Source organism: Oceanicella actignis, from assembly GCF_900111545.1.
Lineage (GTDB): Bacteria > Pseudomonadota > Alphaproteobacteria > Rhodobacterales > Rhodobacteraceae > Oceanicella > Oceanicella actignis.
Map to the genome: position 1 here is coordinate 159,118 of NZ_FOHL01000002.1, position 13,205 is coordinate 172,322.

Below are 13,205 nucleotides of genomic sequence, written 5' to 3' on the forward strand. Positions count from 1 at the left end.
CCATGGGACCGCGCGCGGCGGTCGAGGCCGGCCTTATCCCCGGCGCATGGCGGCCGCGCCGCGATCGGCGCGCCGATCAGCCCGCTTCGGGGGCGAGGCAGGCGCGCAGATCCCGCGCCAGCCCCTCGATCAGCGCGGGGTAGAGCCCGGGTCCCGGCGCCAGCCCCGCGCCCAGCGGGTCCAGGCTGGCGGCGCGCGCGCCCGTTCCCTCGATCAGCGTCGCCACCAGCCTTGGCGGGAATTGCGGCTCGGCGAAGACGCAGCGGGCGCCCGTCTCGCGGATGATCCGCCGGATCCGCGCGACCTGCCGCGCGCCGGGCTTGCGCGCGTCGCCCGGAGAGACGGCGGCCGCGGCGGCGATGCCGAAACGGCGCTCGAAATAGCGGTAGGCGTCGTGGAAGACGATGTAGGGACGCCCGCGCGCGGGCGCGACGATCTCCTCGACCCGCGCCGTCAGGGCCTCGAGCTCGACGGCGCCGGCGGCGGCGTTGGCCGCATAGCGCGCGGCGTTCTCGGGGTCGATGCGCGCCAGCTCGGCCGCGATGGCCTGAAGCCACAGCTTCGCCGCCGCCGGGTCGAGCCAGGCGTGCGGATCGGGCGCGAAGCCATGCTGCGGGTCGCTGTCCGGGCCGGCGCGATCGTCGCCGTGCGCTTGCTCGTCATGCCCGTGCCCGTCATGGTCGTGGTCGTGGTCGTGGTCGTGGTCGCCATCGCCGCGCGCTTGGCGCCCGCCTGCGTCGCCCCCTGCGTCGTCATGGCCGTGATCATCATGGCCGTGATGGGCGTGGCCCTGCGGCGCGGGCAGCAGCGGCAGGCCGGGCACGTCCAGCAGGGTCAGACGCCGCGCCTGCGGGGCGAGCGCGTCAAGCGCCTTCGCCATCCACGGCGTCAGCGCCGGCCCGACCCAGATCACCAGATCCGCCTGCGCCAGGCGTCGCGCGTCCGAGGGCCGCAGCGCCGCGTCATGCGGCGAGGCGCCGGGGGGCAGGATCAGCTCGGGCGCGCCCACGCCGGCCATCGCGCGCGCCGCAAGCGCGGCGATGGGCGGAATGTCGGCGGCCACGCGCGGCGGCCCGGCCAGGGCGGCGGGCGCAAGCAGCATCAGGGCCGCCGCCAGCCTCAGGGCCGGTCGCGCAGGGGGGGCGGGGGGCGTTCGCGTCATGGAGGCTCTCTTTCCTTGGCGTGCGTCATGCGGCATGGCGGCCCCGGAGGCGGGGTCTTGCGGCCGCGCGCGGACGTCATTAAAAGGAAATGAGATAACATTTCAAGTTGGAACGCCATGCCCGCCTCGCATCCCCCCGCAGGCGCGCCCCCCGCGCGCTCGGCCGCCTTTCGCGCTCATGACCACGAGGCCTGCCGCGCCGCCGCGCTGCGCGCCGCGCAGGCGGCCTGCGCGGGTTCGGGCGCCGGGCGGCTGACGCCCGCGCGCCGGCGCGTGCTCGAGATCCTTCTCGAAAGCCACGCCGCGCTCGGCGCCTACGAGATTCTCGACCGCCTGCGCGCCGAGGGGCGCAACGCCCGCCCGCCGGCGGCCTATCGCGCGCTGGATTTCCTGGTGGCGCAGGGGCTGGTGCATCGGATCGAGCGGCTCAACGCCTTCGTCGCCTGCGCCTTTCCGGGGCGCGATCATGCGCCCGCCTTCCTGGTGTGCCGCGCCTGCCGGCGCGTCGCCGAAACCGCCGCGCCCGGCGCGGTGGCCGAGCTGGACGCGGCGGCCGGGCGGGCGCGATTCGCGCTCGAATCGCTCTCGCTCGAGGCCGAGGGCCTGTGCCCCGAATGCGCCCCGCGCCAGGGCCCGCGCCAGGAGGAAAGGCCGTGACCGCCCCCCGGAGCGCCGCCCCGAGCGCCCCCGTGAACGCCCCCGGGCGCCAACCCGCGGCCGCGCGCGAATCGGCCCCGCTGATCGCCGCGCGCGGCGTTTGCGTGCGCATCGAGGGGCGGACCGTTCTGCGCGACGTGGATCTGGAGATCCGCCCCGCCGAGATCGTCACCATCCTGGGCCCGAACGGATCGGGCAAGACGACCCTTCTGCGCGCGTTGATCGGCGCGCTGACGCCCGATGCGGGCGAGATCCGCCGCAGCCCGGATCTGTGCGTGGGGCATGTGCCGCAGCGCCTGTCGCTGGACCGGACCATGCCGCTGACCGTCGATCGCTTTCTGGCGCTGTCGGGGGCGCGCCGCGCGGCGCGTCAGCAGGCGCTCGAGCGCGTGGGAATCGGCGGCCGCGCCGGGGCGATGATGGCGGCGCTGTCGGGCGGCCAGTTCCAGCGCGCGCTGCTGGCGCATGCGCTGTTGCGGCGGCCGAACCTGTTCGTGCTGGACGAGCCGACCCAGGGGCTGGACCAGCCCGGAGTCGCCGCCTTCTACCGCCTCATCGAGGATCTGCGCCGCGAGACGGGCGCGGCGGTGCTCATGGTCTCGCATGATCTGCACGTGGTCATGAGCGCCTCGGACCGCGTGATCTGCCTCAACGGGCATGTGTGCTGCTCGGGCGCGCCGCATGTGGTGGCGCGCGCGCCCGAATACCGGGCGCTGTTCGGGCTGGGCACGCAGGGGGCGCTGGCGCTTTACCGGCACGAGCACGATCACAGCCACGCCCATGACGGGCCGGCCCCGGCGCGCGAGGAGGCGCCGCGCGAATGAGCTTTCTGGACGATTTCATGGCCCGCGCGGCGCTCGCCGGCATCGGGCTGTCGCTGGCGGCGGGGCCGCTGGGGTGCCTGGTGGTGTGGCGGCGCATGGCCTATTTCGGCGACGCGGTTTCGCACGCGGCGGTGCTGGGCGTGGCGCTGTCCCTGCTGAGCGGCGCGGCGCCCATGGCCGGGGTTCTGGTCATGGCGCTCCTGATGGCGGCGCTGGTGGCGGCGGGGCCCGAGCGGCTTCTGGCGATGGACGCGATGCTGGGCGTCGCCTCGCACGCCGCGCTGGCGCTGGGGCTGGTGGCGGTGACGCTGCTCGAGGGCGTGCGGGTCGATCTGATGGGCTACCTCTTCGGCGACATACTTGCGGTCTCGCGCGCCGATCTCGTCGCGATCTGGGCGGCCTCGGCGCTGGCGGCGGCGGTGCTGGCGGCGCGTTGGCGGCGGATGCTGCTGGCGACGTTGAGCGAGGACCTGGCGGCGGCCGAGGGCGTTTCGCCAAGGGTCGAGAAATGGTGGCTGGCGCTGGCGCTGGCGCTGCTGACGGCGGCGGCGATCAAGGTGGTGGGCGCGCTCTTGATCACGGCGCTCTTGATCATGCCGGCGGCGGCGGCGCGCACACTGGCGCGCTCACCCGAGACGATGGCGCTGGGCGCCGCGGCGGCGGGGGTGGCGGCGACGCTGGGGGGGCTGCGGGCCTCGTGGCTGTGGGATGCGCCGGCGGGCCCGGCGGTGGTGACGACGGCGGCGGCGATCCTGGCGCTTCTGGGCGCGGCGCGCGCGCTGCTGGGCCGGCGCGCGGGCTGAACCTGCCGAAGGAGGGCGGCCGGCGCGCTCGCCCGCCGCCTCCGGCCCGTTTCATGGCCCCCGCGCGCCTTGGCTGCGGTTGCCAAGCGCCCCGCGGCGCGCCAGATTTCGCCGCGCAGGAGCGAACGAGCGAGGCCGCAATGAAGGACAAGCCCCCGGCGAGGACCCCGCCCGCGCGCGGCGACGATCCGCTGGATCCGCGCGGGTTGATCCGCGAGGCCTATCGCATCGAGGGCGTCACCATCGAGGATTGCCGCGCGATCTTCTTCGACTGGGCGCTTGGCCGTTCCGAGGCCGAGGGCTCGCCCGAAGCCGTGGCGGCGCTGCTGGCGCGGCACGGGCCGGGCAATGAGGACCATCCCATGACCGCGATCCTGCGCGCGGGGCTGGAAGAGGCGCGCGCGCCCGTGCGTCGCCGCGGCGGCCGCCGCGCAAGGGCCTGCGCCCCCGAGGGCGGCCGCAAGAAGGGCTGAGCGCCGAGGCCGGCGGCCCCGCGCGCTCCGGCGCGGCCGCCGGCGATTCCCCTCGGTCGCTTCAGGCGCGGCGACGCAAGCCCGTCGCGCCGATCCGGGCGTCGCGGCCGCGCCGCCTCAGGCCAGCCGCTCGAGGATCCGCACCCAGCTGCGGATGCCCTTGTGAAAGCTGCGCAGCTCGTATTTCTCGTTCGGCGAGTGGATGGCGTCGTCGTCAAGGGCGAAGCCGATCAGCATCGACTCCATGCCCAGGATGCGCTGGAAATGCCCCGCCACCGGGATCGAGCCGCCGCCGCCGATGAAGGCGGCCTCGTTCTCCCACTCGTCGCTCAGGGCCTGGCGCGCGGCCTCGAAGGCGGGCAGGGCGGCGTTCATGACGCTGGCGCGCGAGGCGCCGTGCTCGACGAACTCGACCGTGCAGTCCTCGGGCAGGCGGGCGCGCACATGCGCGCGCAAGGCCTCGCGGATGGCGTGCGGGTCCTGATCGCCCACCAGCCGGCAGCTGACCTTGGCCGAGGCGCGGGCGGGGATCACGGTCTTGAACCCCTCGCCGACATAGCCGCCGAGGATGCCGTTGAACTCGCAGGTCGGCCGCGCCCACAGCTGGTTGAGCACGGGCTGGTCCTTCTCGCCGGCGGGCGCGCGCAGGCCGACCTCGCCCAGGAACCGCTCGGCCGAGAAGTCGAGCCGCGCCCACTGCGCCGCGATCTCGGGCGGAACCTCGGGCACGCCGTCGTAGAAGCCGGGCAGGGTCACGCGGCCGTTCTCGTCATGCAGATCGGCGAGGATGCGCGCCAGGACGCGGATCGGGTTGATCGCGGGACCGCCATACATGCCCGAATGCAGATCGCGCGAGGGGCCGTGCAGGATGATCTCCTCGCCCATCAGGCCGCGCAGCATGGTGGTGATGGCGGGCGTGCGCGCGTCCCACATGCCGGTGTCGCAGATCAGCGCCAGATCGGCCTTCAGCTCGTCGCGGTTGGCCTCCATGAAGGGCGTGAGCGAGGGCGAGCCCGATTCCTCCTCGCCCTCGAGCATGATCGAGACGTCGACCGGCGGCGCGCCCGCGGTCTCGATCCAGGCGCGGCAGGCCTCGAGAAAGGTCATCAGCTGGCCCTTGTCGTCCGAGGCGCCGCGCGCGCGGATCAGCTTCGAGCCGTCGTCGCGCGTCTCGATGCGCGGCTCGAACGGGTCCGAACGCCATTCGGACAGCGGATCGACGGGCTGCACGTCGTAATGGCCGTAGAACAGCACGCGCCGCCCGCCGGGCGCGCCGCGCCAATGGGCGACGACCATCGGATGGCCGGCGGTCGGGCGCAGCTCGGCCGCGAAGCCCAGCGAGGCCAGCTCGTCGACCAGCCAGCTTGCCGCGGCGTTCACGTCCCCCGCATGGGCGGGGTCGGTCGAGATGGAGGGAAAGCGCAGCAGCGCGAACAGGCGCTCGAGCGCGGCGTCGAGATTCGCGTCGGCGCGCGTCAGCGCGTCTTGCAGGCGGGACATGGGCGTTCTCCTTGCGAGTCGGTCATGGGCGCGAGTCGGCCGTGGGCGCGACTCGGCAATGGCGGGGGTCAGGATCCGGGCCCGGGGCCGCGCGCGTCCGGGCCGCCGGCGGCCTCGGCCCTGCGGCGGGCCAGCGCGCCGTCCTGGTCGGACACGCCCAGAAGCGCGCAGACCTGCCGCGCCAGCGCATCCTCTTCGGGGGCGCGGCGTCCGTCGGCCAGGATGACGCGCCACAGCGCCTCGACCAGCGCGGCGCGCTCTTCGTATGGCGTGGCGTTCTTGAGCGCGCGGGTGAATCGCACCGTGTCGGGGGCTTCGCGCTCGATCTCCTCGGCCTGGCGGGTCAGGGCGCGGGCGGCGGCCTGGTCCAGCCCGTGGCGCGCGGCCAGGGCGGCGGCGACGGCGCGGCGCTCGTCCTCGTCGAACATGCCGTCGGCGCGCGCCGCGCGCACCAGCAGCGCCGCCAGCGCCACGCGCCCGTCCTCGGGCGGCAGGGGCTGCGCCGCGCGTCCGCTCAGAAGATCGAGGATCGACTTGAACATGGCGCCCTTTCCTTTCGCCTCGCATCCGCCGCTTCCGGCGACCATCGCGCCGCGCCGGCGCCGATGCAAGGGCCCGGCATCGAGTGGCGGCATCGAGGGGCGGCATCGAGGGGCGGCGCGGCGGGACGATCGGGGCGCGGGCGGGGCGCGGGCGGGGCGCGGGCGGCGGGCGCCCCGGGCGGGGCGAATTTCCGCGCGCGGGGGCGACATCGCCTCTTGACGCCCGCGCGGGGCGGCCCTAAAACCCGCCCCACATCGGGCCGAGGCCCGGTGTCGGCGGCTGCGGTTGTAGCTCAGTTGGTTAGAGTGCCGGCCTGTCACGCCGGAGGTCGCGGGTTCGAGCCCCGTCAACCGCGCCATCGCCGCCATCCCACCCGGAGCGACGTCCGGGCCGCCCAAGCGGAAATCCCGTCGCGATGCGCGGTTGTAGCTCAGTCGGTTAGAGTGCCGGCCTGTCACGCCGGAGGTCGCGGGTTCGAGCCCCGTCAACCGCGCCACTCTCTTCGCTCCCCCTCTGTCGTCCGGCACGTCCGGCCCCGCCCCGCGCCCGTCTCCCGCGCGAGCCCTTCGGGCGCAACATCGCCCCGCGCGCGAGGGCGCGCTTGGTTGACCTTGCCCGCGGGCGGGTTTAGAAGCGCCGCAGGTCTTGAAACGCAGGCGTTCGGGACCGTTGCCAGCCGGAGGGCCCCTGATGGAAGACCTTCTTCGCGAGTATCTCCCGATCCTGATTTTTCTGGCCCTGGCGGTGGCGCTGGGCCTGGTGCTGATCCTGGCCGCGGCGGTGCTCGCGGTGCGCCGCCCCGACCCCGAGAAGGTCTCGGCCTACGAGTGCGGCTTCAACGCCTTCGACGACGCGCGCATGAAGTTCGACGTGCGCTTCTACCTCGTCTCGATCCTGTTCATCATCTTCGACCTCGAGGTGGCCTTCCTGTTCCCCTGGGCGGCGGCCTTTCCCGACCATGGCGAGCTGGCCTTCTGGTCGATGATGGTGTTCCTGGCGGTGCTGACGGTCGGCTTCGCCTACGAGTGGAAGAAGGGAGCCCTGGAATGGGAGTGACGCCGCAGTCCGCCTCGAGCGCCGCGCTGTCCGTCGCGGCCGGCCCCGACAAGGAGGCGATGACCCGCCGCCTGTCCGACGAGCTGGCCGACAAGGGCTTTCTGCTGACCAGCGCCGAGGACCTGATCACCTGGGCGCGCACGGGTTCGCTGTTCTGGATGACCTTCGGCCTGGCGTGCTGCGCGGTCGAGATGATGCAGACCTCGATGCCGCGCTACGACGCCGAGCGGTTCGGCTTCGCGCCGCGCGCCTCGCCGCGCCAGTCGGACGTGATGATCGTCGCCGGCACGCTGACCAACAAGATGGCCCCGGCGCTGCGCAAGGTGTATGACCAGATGCCCGAGCCGCGCTACGTCATCTCGATGGGCTCCTGCGCCAATGGCGGCGGCTACTACCACTACAGCTACTCGGTGGTGCGCGGCTGCGACCGGATCGTGCCGGTGGACATCTACGTTCCCGGCTGCCCGCCCACGGCCGAGGCGCTGCTCTACGGCATTCTCCAGCTGCAGCGGAAGATCCGCCGCACCGGAACCATCACGCGCTGAGGCCGAACCCCGGAGGCACGCATCATGAACGAGGCGCTCAAGGAAATCGCCGAACTGGTCGCCCAGCGCCAGCCCGACGCCTTCGTCGCGTCGCGCATCGAGCGGGGCGAGCTGACGATCACCGTCGCGCTCGACCGCATCCCCGAGGCGATCCGCTTCCTGCGCGACGACGCCTCGTGCCGCTTCACCACGCTGGTGGACATCTGCGGCGTGGACTACCCCGAGCGCGAGAAGCGCTTCGAGCTGGTCTATCACCTTCTGTCCATGCACCAGAACCTGCGCGTGCGCGTGAAGGCGCATGTGCGCGAGGGCGAGATCGCGCCCTCGATCGTCGACATCCATCCCTCGGCCAACTGGTTCGAGCGCGAGGCGTTCGACATGTTCGGCATCATGTTCTCGGGGCACCCGGACCTGCGGCGGATCCTGACCGATTACGGCTTCACGGGCTATCCGCTGCGCAAGGACTTCCCCATGACCGGCTATGTCGAGGTGCGCTACGACGAAGAGCTCAAGCGCGTCGTCTACGAGCCGGTCAAGCTGACGCAGGAATACCGGCGCTTCGACTTCATGTCGCCCTGGGAGGGGGCCGAATACATCCTTCCCGGCGACGAGAAGGGGGCGGGCGCGTGATGGAGGGCCTGCTCTACATCGTCATGGCGGCGCTGGTCGTCATCCCGATGTTCAAGCTGCTTCCCGGCTACGGGATCAACCCGCTCTGGGCGCTGATCTGCGCGATCCCGCTCGGGCTGATCGTTCTTCTTTGGGTCATGGCCGCGCGCGCCGACCGGAGGGCTTCGTGATGGACGGACAGGATTTCCGCGCCGCCGAGCAGCGCATCCGCAACTTCAACATCAACTTCGGCCCGCAACACCCTGCGGCGCATGGCGTTCTTCGCATGGTGGTCGAGCTGGACGGCGAGATCGTCGAGCGCTGCGACCCCCATATCGGCCTGCTCCACCGCGGCACCGAGAAGCTGATGGAGGCGCGGACCTACCTTCAGAACCTGCCTTATCTGGACCGGCTCGACTACGTCGCGCCGATGAACCAGGAGCACGCCTGGTGCCTGGCGATCGAGAAGCTGGCGGGGGTCGAGATCCCGCGCCGCGCCTCGCTGATCCGCGTGCTCTATTCCGAGATCGGGCGCATCCTGAACCATCTGCTCAACGTCACCACCCAGGCCATGGACGTGGGCGCGCTGACCCCGCCGCTGTGGGGCTTCGAAGAGCGCGAGAAGCTGATGGTGTTCTACGAGCGCGCCTGCGGCGCCCGCCTGCACGCGGCCTATTTCCGCCCCGGCGGCGTGCATCAGGACCTGCCGCAGGATCTGATCGACGACATCATGGCCTGGACCGAGGAGTTCCCGCAGGTTCTGGACGATCTCGAGGGGCTGCTGACCGACAACCGCATCTTCAAGCAGCGCAACGTGGACATCGCCGTCGTCTCGAAGGAAGAGGCCCAGGCCTGGGGCTTCTCGGGGGTGATGGTGCGCGGCTCGGGCCTGCCCTGGGACCTGCGCCGCGCCCAGCCCTACGAGCTGTATGACGAGTTCGACTTCAAGATACCCGTGGGCAAGAACGGCGACTGCTACGACCGCTATCTGTGCCGCATGGAGGAGATGCGCGAAAGCGTCAAGATCATGCGCCAGGCGATCGAGAAGCTCGACGCCTGCAAGGGCGAGGACGTGCTGGCGCGCGGCAAGATCGCGCCGCCGCGCCGCGCGCAGATGAAGACCTCGATGGAGGCGCTGATCCATCACTTCAAGCTCTACACCGAGGGCTTCCACGTGCCCGCCGGCGAGGTCTACGCCGCGATCGAGGCGCCCAAGGGCGAGTTCGGCGTCTATCTGGTCTCGGACGGCACGAACAAGCCCTACCGGGTCAAGCTGCGCGCGCCGGGCTATGCGCACCTGGCGGCCATGGACCACATCGCGCGGGGCCATCAGCTGGCGGACGTGTCGGCGATCATCGGCTCGCTCGACATCGTGTTCGGAGAGATCGACCGATGAGCGCGGCGGATGGATTGGTGCGAAAAATGGCGTCTGGCGGGGCTTGCGATCGGGCTTGCGCCGTTCGTTCTGGCGCTGTTCGCGGGGACGGCGGCGGCGCGGTGGCCCCGGCGCTTTCTGGCGGGGGCGGCGCTGGCGGCCGCGGCGGTCGTCGTCACGTTTGCGGCGACCCGGCCCGCTTCGCTGATTCTCTGGAACGGGCTGCGGCCCGCGATCTGTGACAGGATGGATTGAATGCTTCGCCGCCTTCATCACGAACAGCCCGACAGCTTCGCCTTCACCCCCGCCAATCTGGAATGGGCGAAGAAGCAGATCGCCAAGTATCCCGAGGGCCGCCAGGCCTCGGCGATCATCCCGCTCCTGTGGCGCGCGCAGGAGCAGGAGGGCTGGCTGACCCGGCCGGCGATCGAATACGTCGCCGACATGCTGGGCATGCCCTACATCCGCGCGCTCGAGGTCGCGACCTTCTACTTCATGTTCCAGCTCCAGCCGGTGGGCAGCGTGGCGCATGTGCAGGTGTGCGGCACGACCTCGTGCATGATCTGCGGCGCCGAGGATCTGATCGCCGTCTGCAAGGAGAAGATCGCCCCCAAGCCGCACCAGCTGTCGGCGGACGGGCGCTTCTCGTGGGAGGAGGTCGAGTGTCTGGGCGCCTGCGCCAACGCGCCCATGGCGCAGATCGGCAAGGATTTCTACGAGGATCTGACGGCCGAAAGCTTCGCCGCCATTCTCGACGCCTTCGCCCGCGGCGAGGTTCCGCGCCCCGGCCCGCAGAACGGCCGCTTCGCCGCCGAGCCCAAGGGCGGGCCCACGACGCTGATCATCCCGCCCGAAGAGCGGCAGGCGGCCAACGCCTCGGTGGCGCTGGCGCTGGCCAAGGGCGACACGATCGCGCGCATCACCGGCGAGGAAGAGGCGTCGCCCGCGGCCGCCGCCGAGGGCGAAGCGCCCGAGCTGATGTCGGCGCCGCCCGCCGAAGGGGCCGATGACCTGAAGAAGATCAAGGGCATCGGGCCGAAACTTGAGAAAATGCTGAACGATCTGGGCGTCTATCTCTACCGCCAGATCGCGGCCTGGACGCCCGCCCATGCGGCCTGGATCGACTCGCGCCTCGAGGGCTTCAAGGGCCGCGTCGCGCGCGACGAGTGGGTGGCGCAGGCGCGCACGCTGGCCGAGGGCGGCAAGACCGAGTTTTCCGAGCGGGTCGAACGCGGCGAGGTTCCCTCGAGCGAGTGACGGCAAGCGGCGCGCGGCGCCAGAAAGGCACGACGATGAGCGACGAGAAGGAACAGGCTGCGCGCCGCTGCGGGCGCAACGGACTGGCCGCCGCGGCGCTGGGCGCGGCGGCGGCGGCGTGGCTCGTCGGCGGCGGCGTCGCGACCAGCGCCGGGATCTTCGTCGTCGCCTTCGTCGTTCTGGCGCTGCTGGCGCGGCGCATGTGCGGGGCGCGCGGGGCGACGCGCGCGGCCGCATCGCCGCCGATCGGCGCGCAGGATCCGGGCGCGCGCGCGGCGTCCGCGCCCGCTGCGGACGGCATGAGCGGCGCGCAGGAGGCCTCCGCGCTGGGCCAGGGCGCCGAGGCGCAGGCCGCGCCCGCCGAAGCCGCGCCTGTTGAAACGGCGCCCGCCGCAGCGGCGCCGGCGCAGCAGGCGGCCCGGGCCGCGGGCGCCGCGTCCGGGACCGGGGCGGGCTCGGGTTCCGGCATGGGGGCCGGCGCGCAGCCCGATGCCGAGCTGGCCGCCGCCCATGCGGCGGCCGAGGCTGCGGCGCGCGCGCGGGCCGAGGCGGCGCGCGCCGCCGCGCAGCTGGCCGGCGCGGCCGGAGCGGCCGCCGCCGCGCCGAGCGCCGCCGCCGCGCAGCCCGCGGACCCCGAGCTTGCGGCCGTTCATGCCGCGGCCGAGGCCGCCGCGCGCGCGCGCGCCGAGGCGGCGCGGGCGGCGCAGGCCCTGTCGGGCGGCTGAGGGCGCGGGGCGGAAGACATGCCGGGCCGCGCCCGCCGTGGCGCGGGCGGGGCATGGTCGGCGGCGCGGGCGGGCCATCGGGCGCGACGCGGCCCGGCCGGTCGGGACCATCGGGGCGGCGACGCCCGAAGGGAAGGCGAAGACGAGATGCAGGCGCAAGAGGCGCGCAAGGCGAAGGTCAGGCTGGCGAGCGTCGTCATCGTGGCGGCGTTCCTGTCCTGGATGGGCGTCAGCCTGGCGGGCGGCGCGCTGGGGCTGCCGGCGCGCTACGCCTTCCTTGCGGACATGCTGTGCCTTGCCGCGCTCGGTTGGGCGCTGTGGACGCTGTTGAGAGTCTGGCGCGCCGACGGCGCGGATGCCGGGGAAGGAAAGTAGGATGCTCGCGGATCAGGATCGCATCTTCACGAACATCTACGGGATGAAGGATCGCTCGCTGAAGGGCGCGCGCGCGCGCGGGCATTGGGACGGCACCGCCGGCCTGATCGCCAAGGGGCGCGACTGGATCATCCAGGAAATCAAGGACTCGGGCCTTCGCGGGCGCGGCGGCGCGGGCTTTCCGACCGGGCTGAAATGGTCGTTCATGCCCAAGGAGAGCGACGGGCGCCCGCACTATCTGGTCGTCAACGCCGACGAATCCGAGCCGGGCACCTGCAAGGACCGCGAGATCATGCGCCACGATCCGCACACGCTGATCGAGGGCTGCCTGATCGCCGGCTTCGCCATGGGCGCGCATGTCGGCTACATCTACATCCGCGGCGAGTTCATCCGCGAGCGCGAGGCCCTTCAGGCCGCCATCGACGAGGCCTACGACGCCGGCCTTCTGGGCCGCAACGCGGCCGGCTCGGGCTGGGATTTCGACCTTTACCTGCATCACGGCGCGGGCGCCTACATCTGCGGCGAGGAGACGGCGCTGCTCGAAAGCCTCGAGGGGCGCAAGGGCATGCCGCGCCTCAAGCCGCCCTTCCCGGCCAATGCGGGTCTTTACGGCTGCCCGACCACGGTCAACAACGTGGAAAGCATCGCCGTGACGCCCACCATCCTGCGCCGCGGCGCGGCCTGGTTCGCCGGCTTCGGGCGGCCGAACAACTCGGGCACCAAGCTGTTCGCCATCTCGGGGCATGTGAACAATCCCTGCGTGGTCGAGGAGTCGATGTCGATTCCGCTGCGCGAGCTGCTCGAGCGCCACTGCGGCGGCGTGCGCGGCGGGTGGGACAACCTCAAGGCGGTGATCCCCGGCGGCTCGTCCGTGCCGCTTCTGCCCAAGTCGATCGCGGACGAGGCGATCATGGACTTCGACTGGCTGCGCGAGCAGCGCTCGGGCCTGGGCACGGCGGCGGTGATCGTGATGGACAAGTCCACCGACGTCATCAAGGCGATCTGGCGGCTGTCGAAGTTCTACAAGCACGAGAGCTGCGGCCAGTGCACCCCCTGCCGCGAGGGCACCGGCTGGATGATGCGGGTGATGGACCGTCTCGTGCGCGGCGAGGCCGAGATCGAAGAGATCGACATGCTGCTCGACGTCTCCAAGCAGGTCGAGGGCCACACGATCTGCGCGCTGGGCGACGCGGCGGCCTGGCCGATCCAGGGCCTGATCCGTCATTTCCGCGACGAGATCGAGGACCGCATCAAGGCGAAGAAGACCGGCCGCGCAAGCGCCGTGGCGGCGGAGTGACCAT

The 13,205-nt window shown here is 72.4% G+C and carries 17 protein-coding genes and 2 tRNA genes; 16 read left to right on the plus strand and 3 right to left on the minus strand.

Annotation, left to right across the window (positions count from 1 at the left end; translation table 11 throughout):
- Positions 1–76 precede the first annotated feature (76 nt).
- Entirely contained in the window at positions 77–1,162 is a 1,086-nt protein-coding gene (locus tag BMW67_RS03370; protein ID WP_083581077.1) for a zinc ABC transporter substrate-binding protein, read from the minus strand.
- Between the two features lie 117 nt (positions 1,163–1,279).
- Between BMW67_RS03370 and BMW67_RS03375 the strand changes: the two genes are divergently transcribed.
- The 4 genes from BMW67_RS03375 (at position 1,280) to BMW67_RS03390 (ending at position 3,919) form a co-directional block, all read left to right on the plus strand.
- A complete protein-coding gene (locus tag BMW67_RS03375) occupies positions 1,280–1,819 on the plus strand; it encodes a Fur family transcriptional regulator (RefSeq protein WP_072745944.1) in 540 nt (179 codons plus the stop codon).
- A gap of 80 nt (positions 1,820–1,899) precedes the next feature.
- Positions 1,900–2,643: an ATP-binding cassette domain-containing protein gene (locus tag BMW67_RS03380; RefSeq protein WP_072746102.1), complete on the plus strand. Its 744-nt coding sequence runs from the start codon at positions 1,900–1,902 to the stop codon at positions 2,641–2,643.
- Entirely contained in the window at positions 2,640–3,446 is an 807-nt protein-coding gene (locus tag BMW67_RS03385) for a metal ABC transporter permease (RefSeq protein ID WP_072745943.1), read from the plus strand. The genes BMW67_RS03380 and BMW67_RS03385 overlap by 4 nt, the downstream gene beginning before the upstream one ends.
- Before the next feature lie 140 nt (positions 3,447–3,586).
- Positions 3,587–3,919 (plus strand): hypothetical protein, encoded by a 333-nt coding sequence (locus BMW67_RS03390; RefSeq protein WP_072745942.1) that lies wholly within the window; start codon positions 3,587–3,589, stop codon positions 3,917–3,919.
- 117 nt (positions 3,920–4,036) lie between these two features.
- On the opposite strand, the gene BMW67_RS03395 is transcribed toward BMW67_RS03390, so the two are convergent.
- Entirely contained in the window at positions 4,037–5,419 is a 1,383-nt protein-coding gene (locus BMW67_RS03395; protein WP_072745941.1) for a dipeptidase, read from the minus strand.
- A gap of 68 nt (positions 5,420–5,487) precedes the next feature.
- Entirely contained in the window at positions 5,488–5,961 is a 474-nt protein-coding gene (locus BMW67_RS03400) for a tellurite resistance TerB family protein (protein ID WP_072745940.1), read from the minus strand.
- Positions 5,962–6,243: 282 nt separating this feature from the next.
- On the opposite strand from BMW67_RS03400, the gene BMW67_RS03405 reads away from it, so the two are divergent.
- From BMW67_RS03405 to nuoF, 12 genes are all read left to right on the plus strand, one after another.
- Positions 6,244–6,320 (plus strand) — tRNA-Asp (locus tag BMW67_RS03405).
- A 61-nt stretch (positions 6,321–6,381) separates the two neighbouring features.
- Positions 6,382–6,458 (plus strand) — tRNA-Asp (locus tag BMW67_RS03410).
- A gap of 194 nt (positions 6,459–6,652) precedes the next feature.
- Entirely contained in the window at positions 6,653–7,018 is a 366-nt protein-coding gene (locus BMW67_RS03415; RefSeq protein WP_072745939.1) for an NADH-quinone oxidoreductase subunit A, read from the plus strand.
- On the plus strand, positions 7,009–7,563 hold the full coding sequence (locus BMW67_RS03420; RefSeq protein ID WP_072745938.1) for a NuoB/complex I 20 kDa subunit family protein: 555 nt from the start codon (positions 7,009–7,011) through the stop codon (positions 7,561–7,563). The genes BMW67_RS03415 and BMW67_RS03420 overlap by 10 nt, the downstream gene beginning before the upstream one ends.
- Before the next feature lie 24 nt (positions 7,564–7,587).
- Positions 7,588–8,193 (plus strand): NADH-quinone oxidoreductase subunit C, encoded by a 606-nt coding sequence (locus tag BMW67_RS03425; RefSeq protein ID WP_072745937.1) that lies wholly within the window; start codon positions 7,588–7,590, stop codon positions 8,191–8,193.
- A complete protein-coding gene (locus tag BMW67_RS15645) occupies positions 8,190–8,363 on the plus strand; it encodes a hypothetical protein (RefSeq protein WP_170258853.1) in 174 nt (57 codons plus the stop codon). Before BMW67_RS03425 ends, BMW67_RS15645 begins: the two co-directional genes overlap by 4 nt.
- Positions 8,363–9,568, plus strand: coding sequence for an NADH-quinone oxidoreductase subunit D (locus tag BMW67_RS03430; protein WP_072745936.1), 1,206 nt, complete (start codon positions 8,363–8,365; stop codon positions 9,566–9,568). The genes BMW67_RS15645 and BMW67_RS03430 overlap by 1 nt, the downstream gene beginning before the upstream one ends.
- Positions 9,569–9,577: 9 nt before the next feature.
- A complete protein-coding gene (locus BMW67_RS03435) occupies positions 9,578–9,802 on the plus strand; it encodes a hypothetical protein (protein ID WP_072745935.1) in 225 nt (74 codons plus the stop codon).
- Positions 9,803–10,804, plus strand: a complete 1,002-nt coding sequence (gene nuoE, locus BMW67_RS03440) for an NADH-quinone oxidoreductase subunit NuoE (protein ID WP_072745934.1) — start codon at positions 9,803–9,805, stop codon at positions 10,802–10,804.
- A gap of 35 nt (positions 10,805–10,839) precedes the next feature.
- Complete coding sequence (locus BMW67_RS03445; RefSeq protein ID WP_072745933.1) at positions 10,840–11,529, plus strand: hypothetical protein; 690 nt, start codon at positions 10,840–10,842, stop codon at positions 11,527–11,529.
- 147 nt (positions 11,530–11,676) lie between these two features.
- Positions 11,677–11,904 (plus strand): DUF5337 family protein, encoded by a 228-nt coding sequence (locus BMW67_RS03450; RefSeq protein ID WP_072745932.1) that lies wholly within the window; start codon positions 11,677–11,679, stop codon positions 11,902–11,904.
- 1 nt (position 11,905) lies between these two features.
- On the plus strand, positions 11,906–13,201 hold the full coding sequence (gene nuoF / locus BMW67_RS03455) for an NADH-quinone oxidoreductase subunit NuoF (RefSeq protein ID WP_072745931.1): 1,296 nt from the start codon (positions 11,906–11,908) through the stop codon (positions 13,199–13,201).
- Positions 13,202–13,205: the final 4 nt, after the last annotated feature.